The sequence below is a fragment of the Streptomyces sp. NPDC096193 genome, assembly GCF_040302905.1.
In the GTDB taxonomy this organism is placed as follows: domain Bacteria; phylum Actinomycetota; class Actinomycetes; order Streptomycetales; family Streptomycetaceae; genus Streptomyces.
On record NZ_JBEOSJ010000005.1, the window covers coordinates 331,412 to 352,533 of the forward strand.

A 21,122-nucleotide genomic window follows, 5' to 3' on the forward strand; every position below is an offset into this window, starting at 1 on the left:
GCTGTGCGGCCACGCCCGTGCGGCCACGCCCGTGCGGCCGAGGCGACCGGCCGTGCGGCGTCGGGTGGGCGTCGTGCACCTGTCCGTCGGTTCCACCGCCTGTCCGCGGGCGTCCCGCGCAACGGGCCGGATCCTGGGCCAGGTGGCCGTACGACACCTCGGCGGTACCGGAAATCGTGCGCCCGCCGGGTGACGATCCGGACATGTGCCTGAGACCCCGCGACCGGCTGCTGCTCGTCCCGGTGGTGCTGTGTGCCCTTCTCGCGACGCCCCCGTCCCCCGCCGCGGGCGCACCGGCGGATCCGATGCCCGTGCCCACCGTCCCGGCTCCCACGATGGATCCGCCGGTCCCGGGTCCCCCGGCCCCGGCCCTCGTGGCGCCCGCCGCTCCGGAGCCGGCCGCCCCGCCCGCCGACGGCCCGGAGCCGGTCGCGCCGCCCGTCGACGGCCCGGACATCAGCGTCAGCGCGGAAGTGGCCCGGCTGTACGCGGAGGTGGCGCGTGCCACCGCGGGATACGAGCAGGGCCGGCGCGCCGCCGATGCGCAGCGCGCCGCGGCCGGCAGGCTTCAGGACCAGCTCGATCACCAGCGGGGCGAGATGAACCTGCTCCGCGACGACTTGGGCGTGGTCGCCCGGGCGCAGTACCGGACCGGCGGATCGCTCACCTTCACCGCCGGGCTGCTCCTGTCGAAGACCCCCGACGAGTTGCTGCGCGGGCGTCGTATCGCTCACCAGGCGGAGGAGGCCGTGGGCCGGCTGCTCGACCGGGCACGTCTCGCTGAGCGGCGGCTGAGCGCGGCCGAGCGGCGGGCCCGGGCGGCCTGGCGCGACCTCGACGTCCGCAGGGCCCGGCTGGCGGCGGTCAAGCAGGGCATCACGGCCAAGCTGGAGACAGCGCAGTGGAAGCTTCAGGGCGAGGCGGACCGGAGCGTGGCCGCCGGCACCTGCGCGGGTGCCGTACCCGTCGACGAGGACACGCCACCGGCGACGGCGTGGGTGCCGCCGGTGGAGGACTACGCGCTGTCCGCCGGCTTCGGGAGTGGCGGGTCGCACTGGGTGAGCGGGCACACGGGCCAGGACTTCGCGGTGGGCATCGGGGCGCCGGTGCGCTCGGTGGGGGCGGGCCGAGTGCTGTCCGTCTCCTGCGGAGGCGCCTTCGGCATCGAGATCATCGTCAAGCACCCGGGCGGCTACTACACGCAGTACGCCCACCTGGCGTCCCTGGCCGTGGACCAGGGACAGCAGGTGCGCACCGGGCAGTGGATCGGGCAGGCGGGCACCACGGGCAACTCGACGGGGCCGCACCTGCACTTCGAGGTTCGGCTCACGCCTCATCTGGGGTCGGGGGTCGATCCCGTGCCGTGGCTGGCGGAGCGGGGGGTCGGGCTGTGACGCCCCTCAGAGCCGCAATGGGAAGATGCCGACGCCCTCGCCCGGGACGAGCTCAGACACCCTCGGGCGGGAGGTTCTGCAGGATGCGCTCGATGACGACCGCCACCCCGTCCTCGTTGTTGGCGACGGTCCGCCCCGAGGCCGCGGCGATCACGTCCGGATGGGCGTTGCCCATCGCGTACGACGTCCCTGCCCAGCTGAGCATCTCCACATCGTTCGGCATGTCGCCGAAGGCCACGACCTGGTCGGAGGAGATCCCGCGCTTGGCGCAGCACAGCGCCAGGGTGCTGGCCTTGCTCACCCCCAGGCCGCTGATCTCCAGCAGCGCGGACTGGCTGGAACGGGTGAAGGACGCACGATCGCCCGCGGCCGTACGCGCCAGGGTGAGGAACCCGTCGGGTGTCAGGTCGGGGTGGTGTGCGAGCAGCTTGATCACCGGGGCGGCGGAGCCGGGCTCCTCCTCGTGGAGCAGCTTCTCGGCGGGCGCGACGGTCGCGCCGGGGTCGAGGAAGAACGGCGGGTACTCCGGCTCGTAGTGGATGCCGACCGTCGTCTCGACCGCGAAGGAGGTCCCGGGGGCGGCGTCCCGCAGGGTGCGTACGACATCGAGGGCGATGTCCCGCTCCAGGGGCCGGACCTCCAGCACCTTCCCGCCCGCGTGCAGATCGACGACGGCGGCGCCGTTGGCGCATATGGCCAGGCCATGACCGTGGACGTGGTCACTGACCACGTCCATCCATCGGGCCGGGCGGCCCGTGACGAAGAAGACCTCTACCCCGGCCTCCTCGGCTGCCGCGAGGGCGGCGATGGTGCGTTCCGAGACGGACTTGTCGTCGTGCAGGAGCGTGCCGTCCAGGTCGGTGGCGATCAGCCGGGGGACGACGTGCGGCGGGATGGAATCGGTAGCTGAGGTCACCGATCCATTCTCCCGTACGCCCGCGCACGTGCGTGCGACAGGGCGCACATCTGAGTACGTCAGGGCCTGACCGGGGGCTTCTCCGGGAGGGGCCGCGCGTCTTACGGACGGGCCGGGGGCGATTCCGGGCGGGCGAAGGACGCCCGGGTTCGGGACGGACCAGTTCCAGGGTCCGGGCGGAGCAGTTCCCGGGTCCGGGGCGGAGGAGTCCCGCGGGCCACGTACGCTCGAACGCATGCGTTTGAGCACCGTGATCCTTCCCGTCCGTCCCTGGCACGACGGCGGCCGTGACGAGTGGCTGCGAGCCGAGCAGCTCGGCTTCCACACCGCCTACACCTACGACCACCTGTCGTGGCGCACTTTCCGCGACGGCCCCTGGTACGGCGCGGTCCCGACGCTGACCGCCGCTGCCGCCGCCACCGAGCGGCTGCGCCTCGGCACCCTGGTCACCTCGCCGAACTTCCGGCACCCGGTGACCCTCGCCAAGGAGCTGATCTCCCTGGACGACATCTCCGGAGGGCGGGTCACGCTCGGTATCGGCGCAGGTGGCACGGGCTTCGACGCGACGGCGCTCGGGCAGGAGGCCTGGACCCCGCGGGAGAGGGCCAACCGCTTCGCCGAGTTCGTACCGCTGCTGGACCGACTGCTGACCGAGGACTCCGTCACCTACGACGGGACCTTCTACTCGGCGGTCGAGGCCCGCAACATCCCTGGCTGCGTGCAGCGGCCGCGGCTCCCGTTCGCGGTGGCGGCGACCGGGCCGCGCGGGCTGAAGCTCGCGGCACAGTACGGACAGGCGTGGGTGACCACGGGCGACCCGAAGATCTTCGAGACGGGCACCCCGGCGCAGTCCCGCGAGGCGATCCGCGGACAGATCGACAAGCTCGGCAAGGCGTGCGCGGAAGCGGGCCGAGACGTGGCGGACCTGGACAAGATCCTGCTCACCGGCTTCACACCGGACCGCGGGACGCCGATGACCTCGCTCGACGCCTTCGTGGACTTCGCGGGCAAGCACTTCGAGCTGGGCTTCACGGAGATCGCGATCCATGCGCCGATCCCGGACTCGGACTTCGCCGCGGACCAGGCGGTCTTCGAGCAGATCGCGACCGAGGGGCCGGCACAGCTGGGGCTCTGAGGCTGGGGTGCTGAGGCTGCGGCGCCGACGCGCAGAGGACGGCCCGGCGCCCACGCACCCCGGACGCAGCGCAGGACCTACGCGCCGGGGAATCGCAGGAACTCGGTCGGGACCGCCTCCGCCAGCCACACGCCGTTCGCGCTGACACGGAAGACATGGCCCGCGCGATGCATCGCTCCGGAGTCCACGGACAGGACGACGGGGCGGCCGCGGCGCGCACCGACGCGCGTGGCCGTCTCGCGGTCCGGCGACAGGTGCACATGGTGGCGTCGCATGGGAAGCAGGCCCTCGGCGCGGATCGCGCCCAGATGCGCGGCGACCGTGCCGTGGTAGAGGTACGCCGGAGGTTCGGCCGGGGGCAGGTCCAGGTCGACCTCGACCGTGTGGCCCTGGTTGGCGCGGATGCGTGTGCCGTCGATGGTGAAGCGTCGTTTGTCGTTGACGGCGACGACATGGTCCAGCTCGGCGCGGGTGAAGGGGAAGTGATGCGCGGCCGCGGCGCGCATCAGCTCGTCCACCGGCACCCAGCCGTTCTCGTCGAGCGTGATGCCGATCCGCTCCGGCTGATGCCGCAGATGCTTCGAGAGGTACTTCGAGACTTTCACGGTGCGCCGCTCGTCGGGCTCCACTCCGTGCCCGGCGCCACCCCGGTCGGGCTCCGTTCCGTGCCCGGCGCCGGACGGCTCCGGCTCGGTAACCGGCCGGCCGCGCTCGGAGAGTCGGTTGTCGGATCGTCCGTCGGGTTTCTTGTCGGATCGTCCTTCGGGTTGCTCGTCGGAACGGTTGTCGGGTCTTTCGTTCATGCGGTCAGCGTGCCCGGCCGATCACCCTCGCTGCCACCCAGAAAAATCGCTCCGAATGTTTGATCCACAGCCAACTGTGGTTATCCACAGGGCAATTGGCGATTCTGTGGACAACCCCTGTGCGCTTTACGTGCTTTGACCAAGTCCCTCGACATCACCGGTTCTTGATGCCAGAGCATCCAAGGTCCTTGCCTGAAGCTCCCGTTCGGTCGCCGCGGTGATGAACGCAGCCGCCTTCTCCGCGCCAACCAGAGCCTGTACAGCCCGGATCGTCTCCGTCGGCAGCGCCACGGTCCGTGCCTCGGAGGACACCGGAAGGGGAAGCTCCGACGTCAGATGCAGTTGCAGGTGCTGGGTGGCGAACGTCCGCATGGCCCGCGCCAGTTCGGCATCCACCGTCTGCTGCGCGAGCGGACGGAGCCGTCGCACCAGCGAGGCCGCTTCGGCCGCGTCCGCGTCGGTGGGCGGACGGTGTCCGAGATAGCGGGCGAAGACGTGCTCGGTGGTGAACTCCAGGAAGCGCGAGGCGATGTGCTCCACCTGGCCGCGAAGTTCCCGCAGATGACCGGAGATTGCCCGGAGCGGAACACCGGCGGCGTGCAACCCGGCGGCCACAGCCAGCTCCTGGGGGCTGGGCACCAGGAACTCGTCGTCCCGCCCCGGCACGGCCTCCAGCACCCCGAGCTCCACCGCCTCGGCGACCGCGGCATCGTCCGGCTTCCCCCCGAACTTGGCGTCCAGCTCGTCCCGGGTGATCCGGGCCGCCTCCTCGTCCGTCCACGGACCCTGCACCTCGGCGACCAGACCGAGCACTCCGCCGAGCCCCCGGCCCGCGTCCCAGGCCTCCAGCAACTCCTTGATCGACGCCAGGGTGTAGCCGCGGTCGAGCAGGTCGGCGATCTGCCGCAGCCGCGCCAGATGGGCGGAGCCGTAGACGTTGGACCGGCCGCGACGTTCGGGTCTGGGCAGCAGTCCGCGGTCCTGGTAGGCGCGGATCGTACGGACTGTGGCGCCGCTGCGGTGTGCGAGATCCTCGATCCGGTACTCGGCCACTGGCTGCTCGGACACGCCCGCTCCCTCGATGACAGACCGCCTACGACAGGGCGGCGCGGCCCACCGCCCCCGCCGCGGCGCGGGCCGCCGGCGAGGTCGCGAGATAGTCGACGGCCCTGCGCAGCGAACCTTCCTGCGAGGGATGGTACGACCGCCGGACGTAGCGGGGTATCGCGGCGCCCAGCTCGCGCCAGGTGGGCAGCAGCCCCTTGGCCACCGCGCGGTTGTGCTCGCGCAGGGAGTAGCGCAGCCGTCCCGCCAACTCGGGGTCGTGACGGATGAGATACGCCGTGCCCCATGCCCAGAGCCACAGCAGCACCGGGGTGGTGACGACCATGCCCTCGATACGGCGTGCGTAGCGCGGCAGCCCCGAGCCTCCGCAGTGCTGGTACATGTCGAAGGCGACGGACCGGTGCTCGACCTCCTCGGCGCCGTGCCAGCGCAGCAGGTCGAGCATGACCTCGTCGGCGCCCGCACGGTCGAGCCCTTCGGCGCGCAGCACCCAGTCGCCCAGCACCGCGGTGAACTGCTCGATCGCCGCGATGATCGAGAGCCGGAACCGCAGCCATTCCCGGGGCGGCACGGGTGCGTGGAGCGGCGGTGTCTCGCCGAGGAGCTTCTCGAAGAGGAAGTCGACGTGCCGGGTGAAGCCCTCCGTGGCGAGCCGCTGGGCCGCGAGATGGTCCAGCACATGGGAGTGCTGCACGCTGTGGGTGGCCTCCTGCCCCATGAAACCCTTGACGTCCTTCAGCAGCACCGGGTCCGACACCATCGGCAGGGCTTCCTTGAAGACCTTGACGAACCACCGCTCCCCGGCGGGCAGCAGCAGATGCAGCACGTTGATCACATGGGTGGCGACGGGCTCGTCCGGGATCCAGTGCAGCGGGGTCCCGTCCCAGTCGAACGAGACCCGCCGCGGGGTGATGGCGTAGTGACCGGCCTGCTCCTCGGTGCTCACAGCGGCGGCTCCAGCCGGGCGATCGCGCGCAGTGTCCTCGGCGTGAAACGGGACATGAGGCGAAGGCCACGGGCCTCGGGCGTCACCGGCACCACCGCCTGGTTCCGCACGACGGCGCGCAGGATGGCGTCGGCGACCTTCTCCGGCGGGTAGTTGCGCAGACCGTAGAGCCGGGCGGACTTCTTCCGGCGCCGCTGCTCCTCGGCCTCGTCGACGCCGGCGAAGCGCGCGGTGGAGGTGATGTTGGTGTTGACGAAACCCGGGCAGATCGCCGAGACCCCGATCCCCCGGCCCGCGAGTTCCGCCCGCAGACATTCGCTGAGCATCAGCACGGCCGCCTTGGAGGTGCTGTACGCCGGCAGCGCCTTGGAGGGCTGATAGGCCGCGGCCGAAGCGGTGTTGACGATGTGGCCGCCCTGTCCGCGCTCCGCCATCTGCCGGCCGAACAGCCGGCAGCCGTGGATGACGCCCCACAGATTGACGTCGAGGACCTTCTTCCAGTCCGCGGACGTGGTCTGGAGGAAGGAGCCGGACAGACCGATCCCCGCGTTGTTGACCAGGACGTCGACCACGCCGTACTCGGTGGCGACCCGGTCGGCGAGCTTCTCCATGGCCTCCTCGTCGCTGACGTCCACCGCCTCGGCCCAGGCCTCGGGCGCCCCGATGAGCCGGGACAGCTCCGCAGTCCTCGCCGCGCCCTCCGCGTCCCGGTCCACGGCCACGACCCGGGCCCCGGCCTCGGCGAACGCGAAGGCGGTCGCCCGTCCGATGCCGCCGGCCGCGCCCGTCACCAGGACGAGCTGTCCGCCGAACCGCTCGGCGTGGGCGCCCCGGGCCGTGGTCACCGGCGCCGCCGAGCCGGCGGGGCTGTCCTCGTGCCGGGTCACGAACTCACCGATCCAGGAAGCCAGTTGGTCAGGCCGGGTGCGGGGGATCCAGTGCCTGGCGGGCAGCGTCCGGCGCGTCAACCGCGGTGCCCAGGTGCCCAGATCGTCGTAGAGCCGCTCCGACAGGAAGAAGTCGCCGGTCGGCGTGATGAGTTGCACGGGCGCATGGGCGTAGGCGTCGGCTCGCGGTCGGCGCAGCCGGGCACGGACGTTGTCGCGGTACAGCCACGCACCGTGGGCCGCGTCCTGGGGGAGCGAGGGTGTCGGGTAGTCGCCGCGGGCCGGCTTGTCCATCCGCCGGAGGATCTTCGGCCACTGCCTGCCGAGCGGCCCGCGCCAGGCGAGCTCCGGGAGCACCGGCGTATGCAGCATGTACACGTACCAGGACTTGGCGCCCTGGCCGAGGAGCTGGCCGACCCTGCGGGGGGTGGGCCGGCTCATCCGCTGCTTGATCCAGTGCCCGAAGTGGTCCAGCGACGGTCCGGACATCGAGGTGAAGGAGGCGATGCGCCCCTCCGTGCGTTCCAGCGTCACGAACTCCCAGCCCTGCACGGAGCCCCAGTCGTGTCCGACGAGATGCACGGGACGGCCGGGGCTCACGGCGTCGGCGACGGCGAGGAAGTCGTCCGTCAGCTTCTCCAGCGTGAAGCCGCCGCGCAGCGGGGTGGGTGCGGTCGAGCGGCCGTGCCCCCGCACGTCGTACAGCACCACATGGAAGCGGTCGGCCAGCCGTCCGGCGACCTCGGACCACACTTCCTTGCTGTCCGGGTATCCGTGCACGAGGAGGACCGTCGGCCGGTCGGCGTCGCCCAGTTCGGCGACGCACAGCTCGATTCCTCCCGTACGCACCCAGCGCTCCCGCGCCCCTTCGAGACTCACGCGTCCTCCGCCCAGCGCCGCACATGCGGCAGATCGTCGTCCAGCCAGAACGCGCTCTGCTCGGGGTCCCGGGAGTCGGTGACCACCAGGATCTCCTCGAACTTCGCGCCCGTGCCCCGGAATCCGAGGTGCGGTTCGACCGCCCAGAGCCCCGGACGGGGCGGGTGGTCGGAGAACGTGTACGGGCTCCACAGCGGCGACCAGCCGTCGCGATGTCCGTGCAACGCGTCGCTCGCGAGGCCCTTCAGCGACTGGGTGCCGAAGCCGAAGAGGCTCGGTGACCAGCGCCGGTCCTTCACCCGGTCGATCTTGTGGGCGATCACGCCGAAGGGATAGGCGCGGTGCCGGTTGGCGTACCCCTGGCGGACCATGAGGCGCTCCACGTCCTCGTAGATCTCGCGCAGCGATCGCCGCTCCCGCACCTCGCGGAGAATCAGCTCGCGGTGTGCCTGGAGGTCGGCGAGCAGTTTGCTGTGCAGCGGGCTCGGGCCCAGACAGCCCGAATAGCCCACGTCCGCGGTGAAGCCCTTGTGCACCGGTGCCATGTCGAGGATGAAAGGCATGCCCGCCTCGAGCACGCGGTTCGTGGGGAAGAACTGCAGGGGCACCCGGAAGCCGACGAAGGCCGTGCGGTCGCCGAACCAGGCGAACGGCAGGTGGAACCAGTCCCGCACCCCGCGCTCCCGCAGCCACTCGCGCTGCATGCGGGCGGCCTCCCGCTCGGTCACACCCGGCTTGAGCTGCGCCGCCACCGCCTCGGCACAGTCGTAGGCGAGCCGCTGCACGTCTCTGAACCCCCGCAGCTCCGCGGTGAGTTCGCCTGCCACTGCTGAGGTCATGCCACTGTCCGTCCCGTGTCGGATGCAGTACGTGCCCGTAACTTGACACTGATGAATGTGACAATGCCTGGCGGCTACGTCAAGACCCGTGCCGCGGCCTGTGGAAAACGCAGCGGTGCCCCTCCGGCGGCCGTGGGGACTCCGGCCGCCCCGCCCCCGACGGCCGAGGGGCACTCTGGTCGCATGCCCCTACGGGTCCGTACCTCTGGAGTCGGACACGGATACAGCCGCCAGGGTTGACGCCCGATGTGTCGTGCACCACTACCTTCGAACTGTGACTGTGATCGCGACCGAAAGCCTGAGCAAGCGGTTCCCACGGGTGACCGCTCTTGACCGGCTCTCCTTGGACATCGGACCCGGTGTGACCGGCCTGGTGGGCGCCAACGGAGCCGGCAAGTCCACGTTGATCAAGATTCTGCTGGGTCTGTCCCCCGCCACGGAAGGCCGGGCCGCGGTGCTCGGCCTCGACGTCGCCACCAGCGGCGGCGCCATCCGTGAGCAGGTGGGCTACATGCCTGAGCACGACTGCCTGCCGCCCGACGTCTCGGCCACCGAGTTCGTCGTCCACATGGCGCGCATGTCCGGGCTGCCGGCGACGGCCGCCCGCGAGCGCACCGCGGACACCCTGCGGCATGTCGGCCTCTACGAGGAGCGGTACCGCCCCATCGGCGGCTACTCGACCGGCATGAAACAGCGGGTGAAACTCGCGCAGGCCCTGGTCCACGACCCCAAGCTGGTCCTGCTGGACGAGCCGACCAACGGCCTCGATCCGGTGGGCCGTGACGAGATGCTCGGCCTCATCCGGCGCGTCTACACCGACTTCGGGATCTCGGTCCTGGTCACCTCGCACCTCCTCGGTGAACTCGAGCGCACGTGTGACCACGTCGTCGTCATCGACGGCGGCGCGCTCCTGCGGTCCAGCTCCACCAGCGACTTCACCCAGACGACCACGACCCTCGCGGTCGAGGTCACCGACACGGACAAGCACCCCGACGGGACCGCGACGCTCCGCGAGGCGCTGGCGGCCGCCGGGATCACCCTGCACGCGGGCGTGGAGGAGGGTCTGCCGGGAGCCGGCCACATCCTGCTGATCGAGGCCACGGGTGAGGAGACGTACGACGTCGTGCGCGACACCGTCGCGGGCCTCGGCCTCGGCCTCGTACGGATGGAACAGCGACGCCACCACATCGCGGAGGTCTTCCGCCCGGAGGCAGCGGCACAGGCGATGGAGGTGCAGGCCCGATGAGCACGGAGCTGTCCGGAACGGTCCCCGAGACCACCCGTATCCACAACATCGGCTACCGGAACTACGAGGGCCAGCGCCTCGGCCGTGCTTACGCACGCCGCTCGCTCTACTCGCAGTCGCTGCGCGGCGCCTACGGCCTCGGCCGTTCGGCGAAGTCCAAGGTGCTGCCGATGATCCTCTTCGCGGTGATGTGCCTGCCCGCCGCGATCATCGTGGCGGTCGCCGTCACCACCAAGCTGAACGACCTCCCGCTCGACTACACGCGCTACGCGATCGTCACCCAGGCGGTCATCGGCCTCTATCTCGCCGCGCAGGCCCCGCAGTCCGTCTCCCGCGACCTGCGCTTCAAGACGGTGCCGCTGTACTTCTCGCGACCGATCGAGCGGATCGACTACGTCCTCGCGAAATACGGGGCGATGGCGTCCGCGCTGTTCGTTCTCACCGCGGCGCCGCTGGTGATCCTCTACGTCGGTTCGCTGCTGGCCAAGATGGACTTCATGGACCAGACGAAGGGCTTCGCACAGGGCATGGTCTCGGTGGCGCTCCTCTCGGTGCTCTTCGGCGGACTCGGTCTGGTGATGGCCGCGCTCACACCGCGCCGCGGCTTCGGCGTCGCCGCCGTCATCGCGACGTTCACGATCACCTACGGCGCCGTCTCCACCGTCCAGGCCATCGCCTGGGAGACCGGCTCGGCCGGGGCGATCAAGTGGCTCGGCCTGTTCTCGCCGGTCACCCTCGTCGACGGCGTGCAGACCGCCTTCCTCGGCGCCACCTCCGCCTTCCCGGGCGAAGCGGGACCGGGCGCCGGTGCGGGCGTGGTCTATCTGCTGGTCGTCCTCGCGCTCGTCGCCGGCTCGTACGCCGTCCTGATGCGCCGCTACCGAAAGGTCGGGCTGTGACCGCCCGCCCGTCGCCCACCACCACCCTCCTAAGGAATGGGCCGCGCCCATGAGCACTCTGAACATCGAGCACACCTCGCGGTGGTTCGGCAATGTCGTGGCCGTCAACGACGTCACGATGACCGTCGGCCCCGGCGTCACCGGTCTGCTCGGCCCGAACGGCGCCGGAAAGTCGACCCTCATCAACATGATGGGCGGTTTCCTCGCCCCCTCCACGGGAAGCGTCACGCTCGACGGCCATGCCATCTGGCGCAACGAGTCCGTCTACCGCCAGATCGGCGTCGTACCGGAGCGGGAAGCGATGTACGACTTCCTGACCGGCCGCGAATTCGTCGTCGCCAACGCCGAGTTGCACGGCCTGGGTGCCAAGGAGGCCCAGAAGGCGCTGGCGACGGTCGAGATGGAGTACGCGCAGGACCGCAAGATCTCCACGTACAGCAAGGGCATGCGGCAGCGCGTGAAAATGGCGTCCGCGCTGGTCCACGACCCGTCGGTGCTGCTGCTCGACGAGCCCTTCAACGGCATGGACCCGCGCCAGCGCATGCAGCTGATGGATCTGCTGCGGCGCATGGGCGCCGCGGGGCGCACCGTGCTGTTCTCCTCACACATCCTGGAGGAGGTCGAACAGCTCGCCTCGCACATCGAGGTGATCGTCGCCGGACGGCATGCCGCATCCGGGGACTTCCGCAAGATCCGCAGGCTGATGACGGACCGGCCGCACCGCTATCTCGTGCGCTCCAGCGACGACCGGGCGCTCGCCGCGGCCCTGATCGCCGACCCGTCGACGGCCGGGATCGAGGTCGACCTCGCCGAGGGCGCGCTGCGCATCCAGGCCGTCGACTTCGGCAGGTTCACCGAGCTGCTGCCGCGGGTCGCCCGCGAGCACTCCATCCGGCTCCTCACGGTCTCGCCCTCGGACGAGTCCCTCGAGTCGGTCTTCTCCTACCTCGTAGCGGCCTGAAAGGAGCTGTGACGTCATGTACAACCCCACAGTCGCCCGGCTCACCTATCGGGCCGTGCTGGGCAGGCGCCGGGCGGCGATCCTGTTCGTGCTGCCCGCCCTGCTGCTCGTCATCGCGGTGGCGGTACGGAGCTTCAACGGCGTCGACGACCAGGTCGCCGCCGACGTCCTCGGCGGCTTCGCCATCGCCACGATGGTGCCGCTGATCGGTGTCATCGCGGGCACCGGGGCGATCGGTCCCGAGATCGACGACGGTTCGATCGTCTATCTGCTCGCCAAGCCGGTGAAGCGGCCGACGATCATCTTCACCAAGCTGATCGTGGCGATCGCCGTGACGATGGCCTTCTCGGCCATCCCCACCCTCATCGCGGGGTTCATCCTCAACGGCAACGGCCAGCAGATCGCGATCGCGTACACCGTCGCGGCACTCGTCGCCTCGATCGCCTACAGCGCGCTGTTCCTGCTGCTGGGCACGGTCAGCCGGCACGCGGTCGTCATCGGTCTCGTCTACGCACTGGTCTGGGAGACGCTGTTCGGCAGCCTGGTGCCGGGCGCCCGCACCCTGAGCGTCCAGCAGTGGGCGCTCGCGCTCGCCGAGAAGATCGGCGGCGAGGGCCTGATCGGTTCGGACGTCGGGCTTCCACTGGCAGCGGTGCTGCTCGCCGGTGTGACGGTCGCGGCCACGTGGTACGCGGGCCAGAAGCTGCGGGTGCTGAAGCTCGCCGGCGAGGAGTGAGAGACAGCGACTCCGGAGACGACCCTGGAGACATCGCTACGTGCGTCGGCCCCCGCCGGAACAGGCGGGGGCCGACGCATTTCGCGTAACTGTACGTTTATCGGCTCGTTGTCCTCGGTGCGTGGAGGCAACTGGAGTGAGTGGCGTCGAGAGTTCGTGAAGTCGGGGATTGCCGTGAGGGCAGGGATCGCGCCCGGAACGGTCATTGAGTGAGTTGCACCGTGAGCCGATCTCCACCCCTGTGCCCGGGGAGAGGCCGTCCACTGTCAGCTCTCCAGAACAGAAGGCATGCTCATGCCACCAGAAGGTGCCCTGCTCGAATCGCGCGCGATGCGCGACAGCGTCCAGGGGTGTGTCGAAGCACTCGACAAGGTCAAGGCGCTCGCTCTGCTCCCGGACAACGTGCACGTATCCACAGAGGGCGTTGCGCGGTACTTCGAAGTATCCACAGAGGTCGTCCGGCAGGTGACCTCGCGGCATCGCGAGGAGCTCACCGAGAACGGGGTGGTGGTGCTGCGCGGCTCTGACCTGCGGAAATATCAGAGTGACAAGTTGTCACTCTCATCCGCGGGCGGGGCAGGAAGTTATCCACAGCGGCGTTCCAGCCTCACTCTCTACACCCGCCGGACGGTGCTCAACATCGCGATGCTCCTGCGCGACAGTGACATCGCCCGTCGCGTCCGCACCTATCTCCTCGACGCCGAGGAGGGCTGGCGGGAGGCTCACGCCTCGCTCGACCGGCGCGTCACCGCCGTCGAGCAGTGCCTCGCCGGCGTCGGCACGGCACTGTGCGAACTCGGCCCGGTGCTCGACCGGATGTCGCAGCGGCTCGATTCCCTGGACCAGCGGCTGGATGCCACCAACCGGGTGGTCGGGGCGATGAGCAACCGACTGTGCGAACTGTCCGACGACATGCTGCGCATGGACGCCAGGATGGACGACTTCGCCCGTCAGTTGAGGGATCTGCGGCGCCGCAGGCGCCGCTGACCGAACCGCGGTGATGACCGCGGGGACGCAGCGCCCGCGCCACCGGTAATTCGGTGGCGCGGGACCGCCCCGGCCCGGCACAGTGGTCGGGCCGGGGCACACCAGTGCGATCGGTGCCACCTACCGGGAGAGGAGCGCGACGATGACCGAGAGTACGAGTCCGTCGAGCTCCCGTCAGGGCAGCGCCGGGCAGGCAGTGGAGTAGCCACCGAGACTCCACAGGCCGCCCGCGAGCAGCTGTCCGGGGGCGGCCGCTTCGAGCGCGCATCTGCGCGGGCCGCCCCCTCCCGGAGGATTGGCCGAGTGGTAAGGCAGCGGCTTGCTAAGCCGTCGTCGGGGCGCGAGTCCCGCGCGCGTTCGATCCGCGCATCCTCCGCCGTACGTGGGTTCCGCCGTACGCATCCTCGCCGTACGCAGTCCGGTCCAGCGCGGCCGCAGCCGTCCCGGCGTTGTCATCGAGAGCCGTACGTCGCACACACCGATCGAAGCGGACCTCGGCAGGTACGCCGCACGCCCCGCGTCGGCCGAAACCCACGCGTCAGCCGAGCCAGCGCTCCAGGACCACGGCGATGCCGTCGGTGTCGTTCGACGAGGTGACCTCGTCCGCCACCGACTTCAGTTCCTCGTGCGCGTTCGCCATCGCCACTCCGTGTGCGGCCCACGCGAACATCGGGATGTCGTTCGGCATGTCGCCGAAGGCGATCGTGTCCGCCGCCTTCAGCCCCAGCCGACGGGCGGCCAGCGACAGACCGGTCGCCTTGCTCAGCCCCAGTGGCAGCAGTTCGACCACGCCCTGGCCGGCCATCACCACGTCCACCAGTCCGCCGACCGTCGCCCTGGCCACCTTGGTCAGGGCGTCGTCGTCCAGTCCGGGGTGCTGGATGTAGACCTTGTTCAGCGGGGCGGACCACAGCTCGGCCGGGTCCTCGTAGGCCAGCACGGGCAGCGGGCCCTCCTGGACGCGGTAGCCGGGGCCGACCAGCACCTCGCCGTCGAGACCGTCACGGCTCGCGGCCAGTGCCAGGGGGCCGACCTCGGCCTCCAGCTTGGCGAGGGCCAGCCCCGCCAGTTGCCGGTCGAGCGTCACGGAGGTCAGCAGCCGGTGTTCACCGGCGTGGTAGACCTGCGCGCCCTGGCCGCAGACCGCGAGGCCCTCGTAACCGAGATCGTCCAGGATGTGCCGGGTCCACGGCACGGCGCGTCCGGTGACGACGATGTGCGCGGCACCCGCCGCGGTGGCCGCGGCGAGTGCGTCGCGGGTGCGTTGCGAGACGGTGTCGTCGTCGCGCAGAAGAGTGCCGTCGAGGTCCGTGGCGATCAGCCGGTACGGGAGCGGCGGGGCCGAGCTCACTTGGTGATCGGCTCCAGAATCTCCCGGCCGCCGAGGTAGGGGCGCAGCACCGGCGGTACGCGCACCGAACCGTCGGCGAGCTGGTGGTTCTCCAGGATCGCCACGATGGTGCGCGGCACGGCGCACAGTGTGCCGTTCAGCGTCGCGAGCGGCTGCACCTTCTTGCCGTCCCGCATTCGCACCGACAGACGGCGGGCCTGGAAGCCGTCGCAGTTCGACGCGGACGTCAGCTCGCGGTACTTGCCCTGGGTCGGGATCCACGCCTCGCAGTCGAACTTGCGCGAGGCCGAGGCGCCGAGGTCGCCGGTGGCGACGTCGATGACCTGGAACGGCAGTTCCAGAGCCGTCAGCCACTGCTTCTCCCAGTCCAGGAGACGCTGGTGCTCGGCCTCCGCGTCCTCGGGAGCGACGTAGGAGAACATCTCGACCTTGTCGAACTGGTGCACCCGGAAGATGCCGCGGGTGTCCTTGCCGTACGTCCCGGCCTCACGGCGGAAGCACGGCGAGAAGCCCGCGTACCGCAGCGGCAGCTTGTCGGCCTCGATGATCTCGTCCATGTGGTACGCCGCGAGGGGCACCTCGGAGGTGCCGACGAGATAGAGGTCGTCTTTGTCCAGGTGGTACACGTTCTCCGCGGCCTGGCCGAGGAAGCCGGTGCCCTCCATGGCGCGCGGGCGGACCAGCGCGGGGGTCAGCATCGGCACGAAGCCGGCCTCGCTCGCCTGCGCGATCGCCGCGTTGACCAGGGCGAGCTCCAGCAGTGCGCCGATGCCGGTGAGGTAGTAGAAGCGCGAACCCGAGACCTTGGCCCCGCGCTCGACGTCGATGGCGCCCAGCGCCTCGCCGAGCTCCAGGTGGTCCTTGGGCTCGAAGCCCTCGGCGCCGAAGTCGCGGATGGTGCCGTGCGTCTCCAGGACGACGAAGTCCTCCTCGCCGCCGACCGGGACGTCCGGGTGGACGAGGTTCCCGAGCTGGAGCAGGAGCCGCTTGGTCTCCTCGTCGGCTTCGTCCTGCGCGGCATCCGCCGCTTTGACCTCGGTCTTCAGCTGCTCGGCACGCTGGAGCAGCTCGGCGCGCTCCTCGGGAGAGGCCTTCGGGATCAGCTTGCCGAGCGCCTTCTGCTCGGAGCGCAGCTCATCGAAGCGGACGCCGGAGGACCTGCGTCGCTCGTCGGCGGAGAGCAGGGCGTCGACGACGGCGACGTCCTCTCCACGGGCGCGCTGGGAGGCGCGAACACGGTCGGGGTCCTCACGGAGCAGGCGAAGGTCAATCACCCCACCAGGCTACCGGTGCCCACTCACCGCAACGCCATCGATATACCGCGCGTGTCACTTTGCCCGGATTGCCGGAATTATGCGTCGGCGGTCAAATCGCCGGGCCGATCGTCGATGCCGGGGGTCAAGCGTCAATAAACAAGCCGCTATTCGCCGAAACGGGGCATTCGGCGACGAGTGGAATTGACCCAGTTCCCTTGCGGGGTGCGGAACTTGACCTGCTGTTGTCCACAGGGATATGGGGCTTCACAAAGTTATCCACAGGCTGTGTGGGAGAACTGTGGATCGTGGAAGTGATCATTCCTGGGGCTTCGTACGAGCCGAGGGATTCCCCTCCCAAACCCACCCCACACACTCATTCGGGTGGGAATTGCTCGCTCCAAAGAGTTGATCAATGAAAGGGAGGTGACGAGCAGATGACATGGGCGACCTGCCGCCCTGTGGATGGAAGTGGGACGACTGGGCCGATTTGTCGACCGTGTCGGATGGTGTTGTCGACTTGTCCCCAGGTCGAGACCCGAGCCTGTGGATAACTTCTGTGGACAACGAAAGTCAGCAGGTAGGACAGTTTCCGCTCAGCCCGCGCCGTGGTGGCAGCGCGGTCTCGGGTCAGGCCCGGCCGTCCTGGCAGCGCGCGAGCCAGTCGGAGGCCGACGTGAATTCTTCGTCCGAGGTGCCTCGCCGCTGCGCTCGTACGTCCTCCCGTGCGACGCCCGCACGGGGATACGAACCGAGGAACCGCACCTTCGGGCAGATCCGCTTGAGGCCCATCAGCGCCTCGCCCACCCGTCGGTCGGAGATATGGCCCTCGGCGTCCACGGCGAAGCAGTAGTTCCCGATGCCCGCGCCCGTCGGCCGTGACTGGATGAGCATCAGGTTGACCCCGCGCACGGCGAATTCCTGCAGCAGTTCGAGCAGGGCACCGGGGTGGTCGTCGCCGAGCCAGATGACGACCGAGGTCTTGTCCGCGCCGGTCGGTGCCGCGGGCCTCGCGGGCCGGCCCACCAGGACGAAACGGGTCTCCGCGTTCTCGGCGTCGTGGATCTCGGTCACCAGCGGCTCGAGCCCGTAGGTCGCCGCCGCGAACTCCCCCGCGAAGGCCGCGTCGTACCGGCCCTCCTGCACCAGGCGCGCACCGTCCGCGTTGGAGGCCGCCGACTCCCACAGGGCGTCCGGCAGATGGGTGCGCAGCCAGTTGCGCACCTGGGGCTGGGCGACCGGGTGCCCGGTCACCGTCTTCACCGCGGACAGCGTGGTGCCCGGCCGCACCAGCAGCGCGAAGGCGATCGGCAGCAGCACCTCGCGGTAGATCATCAGCGGCTCGCCGGACGCCAGCTCGTCGAGGGTGGCGGTGACACCGCCCTCCACGGAGTTCTCGATCGGGACGAGGGCCGCCGCGGCGTCCCCGTTCCGCACGGCGTCCAGAGCCGCCGGCACGGACACCATCGGAACGAGCTCGCGGGTGGCCGCTTCCGGGAGCGTACGGAGGGCGGCCTCGGTGAACGTGCCCTCGGGACCCAGATAGGTGTAGCGCGTGGCTGACATACGGTCACCCTAATAGGCGCGCGCGGGTCACGACTCCAGGAGCCGCTGTCCCACGTACTCGCCCTCCCGCGGGCCTCCGGGCACCGCGAACAGCCCGCTCGCCTCGTGCCGCACGAACGGCGACAGGGCGTCTCCCCGGTCCAGCTTTCGCTGCACCGGCACGAAGCCGCGCAGCGGATCGGCCTGCCAGCAGATGAAGAGCAGCCCCGCGTCCGGTGTTCCGTCCGCCGCGATCCCGTCGTGGAAGGAGAAGGGGCGCCGCAGCATCGCCGCCCCGCCGTTCTGTTCGGGTGCGGCGATACGGGCGTGGGCGTTGTCGGGGACGACGAGCCTGCCGTCCGGGCCCGTCTTGTCCAGCGCGATCTCGGTGGTCTCGGAGCCGCCGGTCAGCGGAGCGCCGTCGGACTTGCGCCGGCCGATGACCTGCTCCTGCTTCTTCAGCGTCAGCTGCTCCCAGTCGTCGAGGAGCATCCGGATCCGGCGCACGACTGCGTACGAGCCGCCGGCCATCCACGGGTGCGCGGTCTTCGCGGGGACGAAGATCCGGCGGTCGAAGTCGGGTTCGGCCGGCTTGGGGTTACGGGTGCCGTCGACCTGCCCCATCAGGTTGCGGGCGGTCATCGGCTTGCCGGTGGCACCGGGCGAACGGTTGAAGCCGTTCATCTGCCAGCGCACCCGGGCCGCCGCACCCGCCGTCTTCTGCACGGCGCGCAGGGCGTGAAAGGCGACCAAGGAGTCGTCGGCGCCGATCTGCACCCAAAGATCGCCGTTCGAGCGCTTGGCGTCGAGCTGGTCGGCGGAGAAGTTCGGCAGCGGGTCCAGCTCCGGCGGCCGCTGCGCCACCAGGCCCGTCCGGTCGAAGAAGGTGCGGCCGAAGCCGAACGTCAGCGTCAGCGACGAGGGACCCGCGTCCAGGGCGACTCCCGTGTCCCCCTCGGCGGCCGGGCGGCCCGCCATGAGTTCGGCCGCCAGCGCCGACCAGCGGCGCATCAGCGCGACCGCCTCGCTGCGGCCCGCCCCCGGTGCCAGATCGAAGGCGATCAGATGGCCGCGCGCCTGGAGGGGGGTGGTGATGCCGGACTGGTGCTCGCCATGGAAGGGGACACCGGTGGAGCCGACCGCGGTCAGCGCCGCGAGGGTGTCGTCGGAGGCGGTGGCGCCGGAGACGACACCGCCCGCCGCGCCGAGCGCCAGTCCGGTGGCGCCGGCGGCACCCACGCTGCCCAGCAGCCGCCGCCTGGAAATGTTGTTGTCGCTCACGGTCGATCAGCCGATCTTCACGTTCTTGTCGATGGTGGCCTGGTCGATGTCAGAGGTCCGCACGGTCACCTGGACCTGCCATTCACCGGGCATCGGGATCTGGACCGCGGCCGCGCTCCAGTGTCCCGCAGGGAGTCGTTCGGGCCTGATGGGCAGCGGGCCGATCTGCTTGGCGACCAGAGTGAACGACACCTTCACCTCGGGCACCTCCATCGGCTTGCCCGCCGGGTCGGTGAGCCAGAGGTGCATCTCGTTGGCGCCCGGGCTCGCCGGACCGAGCGTCAGCCGGACCGTGCCCTTGCCGTTCCGGCCGCCCGTGTCGAAGGGCAGGGCGATCTCGGCGGGACCTGGCGCCGGTGCGTCGGCACCCTGGGCGGAGCTGCCGGTGATCCTGGCCGCCTCCTCCTCCGTACGGCCCGGTTCGGTGGACGTCAGCACAGTGGTCACGGCGAGCAGGGCGACGGCGACGGCCGCCTCCGCCAGCACGGAACGGCGCAGCCCGGACCGTACGGGATCCGCGTCCCTGGCCTTCTTCTCGGCCGCGGTGGCCACGGCGGCCTGCTGGCGGGCGAGCTGGGCGGCCCGTTCGGGGTCCGCCCCCTCGATCTGTCCGCCCGAGCCGGCCGCGGTCGTGGCGGAGCCGTCGGGAACGGTCACGGCGGCGGGCTCCGCCGCCTCGGCCCGCTCCGTCTCCGCCGCTGCCACGTCGGTCCGCACCGACCGCTCGGCCTGCTTCGCCTCGGCGAGCTGGGCGGTCCAGCGCCGTGACACCCATGCGACACCGACCATGACGACGACCAGCGCCACCTTGGCCAGCAGCAGTTGTCCGTACGACGTCCCGGTGAGCGCCGACCACGAGCCGACCTGCCGCCAGGACTGGTACAGCCCGGTCACCGTCAGCGTGACGACGCATACGAAGGCGACGCGGGAGAAGCGGTGCACGGCCGACGGTTCGATGGACGGTGCCCGGTACAGCGCGGTCAGCAACGTGGCGAGACCACCGAGCCAGCCGGCGACGGCCAGCAGATGCAGGACGTCCACCGGCATGGCGACGGTGGGCTGGATACCCGTCGACGCGTGCTCCGACAGCGCCCAGGTGGCCGCGACACCGGCCGCGACGACGGTGCCGCCCATGGCCAGCCCGAAGGTGAGGTCCTTCTTCTCGGTCGCGTCCTCCCGCCTCGCGTACGCGCCGAACAGCACGGCGATGAACAGGGCGGCCGCGCCGAGCAGCAGCAGCCGCGAGACGAGCGCGGCCCCGGTCTTGGTCTCCAGGACGTCCCGCAGCCCGCTCAGGTCGAAGGCGTCGGCGAGCTTTCCGGAACCGGTGTAGGGGGTGCGCAGCAGCAGCATCGCCAGGGTGGACGCGGTCAGCGTCACCCACCCGTACGCGACGAGCCGTTGGACCGGGCGGACGGATGCGGCGCGCTGCCAGCACAGCAGGACGAACGCGGCACCGCCCGCGAGCAGGACGAATCCCGCGTACGCCGCGTAGCGAGCGACGTCGTAGAGCAGGCCGACCGGGCCGCCGCCCGCTTCGTCGCCGGGGAGAGCGACCTCGGTCTCGGAGGGCGCCCCGATCGAGAAGGTGAAGGCGCCGGAGACGGGATGGCTGTCAGCCGAGACGGCCTGCCAGGCGACGGTGTACGTGCCGTCGGGCAGACCCGGCAGCAGATCGACGCCGTAGCCGGCCTTGCCGCCGGTGGACATGTCACGGATCTTGGCGGTGTCCGCGCGCTTGCCGCTCGGTTCGAGGACCCGGATCGAGTCGTTGCCCATCGCGATCTGCTCGGAGAAGGTGAGCGTCACTTCCTTGGGGGCGGTCGCTACCACCGCCCCGTCCTTCGGATTGCTCCCGGTCAGAGCGGCGTGGGCGGCGGCCGGGCTCGCCGCGGTGAGCAGCGCTCCGAGGAGCGTGCCCAGGAACACGGTCGCAGCCAGCAGCAGTCGGACCGGGGATGGGCCGAGGCGCGGGGCGGTGGTTGTCATGGCGTGGTTC

At 70.6% G+C, this 21,122-nt stretch carries 18 protein-coding genes and 1 tRNA gene; 8 read left to right on the forward strand and 11 right to left on the reverse strand.

The window, feature by feature from the left end; all coding sequences use genetic code 11:
• Window positions 1-203 precede the first annotated feature (203 nt).
• Entirely contained in the window at window positions 204-1,394 is a 1,191-nt protein-coding gene (locus ABTX78_RS11495) for a M23 family metallopeptidase (protein ID WP_352206574.1), read from the forward strand.
• A 52-nt stretch (window positions 1,395-1,446) separates the two neighbouring features.
• Here the strand turns inward: ABTX78_RS11495 and ABTX78_RS11500 are convergent, their stop codons facing one another.
• A complete protein-coding gene (locus ABTX78_RS11500) occupies window positions 1,447-2,310 on the reverse strand; it encodes a Cof-type HAD-IIB family hydrolase (RefSeq protein ID WP_352206575.1) in 864 nt (287 codons plus the stop codon).
• A gap of 235 nt (window positions 2,311-2,545) precedes the next feature.
• On the opposite strand from ABTX78_RS11500, the gene ABTX78_RS11505 reads away from it, so the two are divergent.
• Complete coding sequence (locus tag ABTX78_RS11505; RefSeq protein WP_352206576.1) at window positions 2,546-3,445, forward strand: LLM class flavin-dependent oxidoreductase; 900 nt, start codon at window positions 2,546-2,548, stop codon at window positions 3,443-3,445.
• A 77-nt stretch (window positions 3,446-3,522) separates the two neighbouring features.
• Here ABTX78_RS11505 and ABTX78_RS11510 read toward each other — a convergent pair whose 3' ends face one another.
• The 5 genes from ABTX78_RS11510 to ABTX78_RS11530 form a co-directional block, all read right to left on the reverse strand.
• The gene (locus tag ABTX78_RS11510) at window positions 3,523-4,074 is read right to left on the reverse strand and encodes an RNA 2'-phosphotransferase (RefSeq protein ID WP_352206617.1); all 552 of its coding nucleotides are present in this window, start codon (window positions 4,072-4,074) and stop codon (window positions 3,523-3,525) included.
• A gap of 300 nt (window positions 4,075-4,374) precedes the next feature.
• Window positions 4,375-5,331, reverse strand: coding sequence for a MerR family transcriptional regulator (locus ABTX78_RS11515; protein WP_502993851.1), 957 nt, complete (start codon window positions 5,329-5,331; stop codon window positions 4,375-4,377).
• A 10-nt stretch (window positions 5,332-5,341) separates the two neighbouring features.
• Window positions 5,342-6,259, reverse strand: a complete 918-nt coding sequence (locus ABTX78_RS11520; protein WP_352206578.1) for a metal-dependent hydrolase — start codon at window positions 6,257-6,259, stop codon at window positions 5,342-5,344.
• Complete coding sequence (locus ABTX78_RS11525) at window positions 6,256-8,025, reverse strand: SDR family oxidoreductase (protein ID WP_352206579.1); 1,770 nt, start codon at window positions 8,023-8,025, stop codon at window positions 6,256-6,258. Before ABTX78_RS11525 ends, ABTX78_RS11520 begins: the two co-directional genes overlap by 4 nt.
• Window positions 8,022-8,864, reverse strand: a complete 843-nt coding sequence (locus ABTX78_RS11530) for a M24 family metallopeptidase (protein ID WP_352206580.1) — start codon at window positions 8,862-8,864, stop codon at window positions 8,022-8,024. The genes ABTX78_RS11525 and ABTX78_RS11530 overlap by 4 nt, the downstream gene beginning before the upstream one ends.
• Window positions 8,865-9,144: 280 nt before the next feature.
• On the opposite strand from ABTX78_RS11530, the gene ABTX78_RS11535 reads away from it, so the two are divergent.
• The 6 genes from ABTX78_RS11535 (at window position 9,145) to ABTX78_RS11560 (ending at window position 14,069) form a co-directional block, all read left to right on the forward strand.
• Complete coding sequence (locus ABTX78_RS11535; protein ID WP_313948946.1) at window positions 9,145-10,110, forward strand: ABC transporter ATP-binding protein; 966 nt, start codon at window positions 9,145-9,147, stop codon at window positions 10,108-10,110.
• The gene (locus ABTX78_RS11540; RefSeq protein WP_352206581.1) at window positions 10,107-11,009 is read left to right on the forward strand and encodes an ABC transporter permease; all 903 of its coding nucleotides are present in this window, start codon (window positions 10,107-10,109) and stop codon (window positions 11,007-11,009) included. The genes ABTX78_RS11535 and ABTX78_RS11540 overlap by 4 nt, the downstream gene beginning before the upstream one ends.
• Before the next feature lie 49 nt (window positions 11,010-11,058).
• Complete coding sequence (locus ABTX78_RS11545) at window positions 11,059-11,970, forward strand: ABC transporter ATP-binding protein (RefSeq protein ID WP_328861131.1); 912 nt, start codon at window positions 11,059-11,061, stop codon at window positions 11,968-11,970.
• 16 nt (window positions 11,971-11,986) lie between these two features.
• Complete coding sequence (locus ABTX78_RS11550; RefSeq protein WP_352206582.1) at window positions 11,987-12,706, forward strand: ABC transporter permease; 720 nt, start codon at window positions 11,987-11,989, stop codon at window positions 12,704-12,706.
• Between the two features lie 294 nt (window positions 12,707-13,000).
• Window positions 13,001-13,693, forward strand: coding sequence for a hypothetical protein (locus tag ABTX78_RS11555; RefSeq protein WP_352206583.1), 693 nt, complete (start codon window positions 13,001-13,003; stop codon window positions 13,691-13,693).
• Between the two features lie 289 nt (window positions 13,694-13,982).
• Window positions 13,983-14,069, forward strand: a tRNA-Ser gene (locus ABTX78_RS11560).
• A 162-nt stretch (window positions 14,070-14,231) separates the two neighbouring features.
• On the opposite strand, the gene ABTX78_RS11565 is transcribed toward ABTX78_RS11560, so the two are convergent.
• The 5 genes from ABTX78_RS11565 to ABTX78_RS11585 all read right to left on the reverse strand — a co-directional run bounded on the left by ABTX78_RS11565 (window position 14,232) and on the right by ABTX78_RS11585 (window position 21,112).
• Window positions 14,232-15,044 carry an HAD family hydrolase gene (locus ABTX78_RS11565; protein ID WP_352206584.1) on the reverse strand — a complete coding sequence of 271 codons (813 nt, stop codon included), beginning with the start codon at window positions 15,042-15,044 and terminating at the stop codon, window positions 14,232-14,234.
• On the reverse strand, window positions 15,041-16,318 hold the full coding sequence (gene serS / locus ABTX78_RS11570; protein WP_352206585.1) for a serine--tRNA ligase: 1,278 nt from the start codon (window positions 16,316-16,318) through the stop codon (window positions 15,041-15,043). Before serS ends, ABTX78_RS11565 begins: the two co-directional genes overlap by 4 nt.
• A 609-nt stretch (window positions 16,319-16,927) precedes the next feature.
• Window positions 16,928-17,863 carry a prephenate dehydratase gene (pheA, locus tag ABTX78_RS11575; protein WP_352206586.1) on the reverse strand — a complete coding sequence of 312 codons (936 nt, stop codon included), beginning with the start codon at window positions 17,861-17,863 and terminating at the stop codon, window positions 16,928-16,930.
• 27 nt (window positions 17,864-17,890) lie between these two features.
• Complete coding sequence (gene efeB, locus ABTX78_RS11580; RefSeq protein WP_352206587.1) at window positions 17,891-19,123, reverse strand: iron uptake transporter deferrochelatase/peroxidase subunit; 1,233 nt, start codon at window positions 19,121-19,123, stop codon at window positions 17,891-17,893.
• A 6-nt stretch (window positions 19,124-19,129) separates the two neighbouring features.
• Entirely contained in the window at window positions 19,130-21,112 is a 1,983-nt protein-coding gene (locus tag ABTX78_RS11585) for a copper resistance CopC/CopD family protein (protein WP_352206588.1), read from the reverse strand.
• Window positions 21,113-21,122 lie beyond the last annotated feature (10 nt).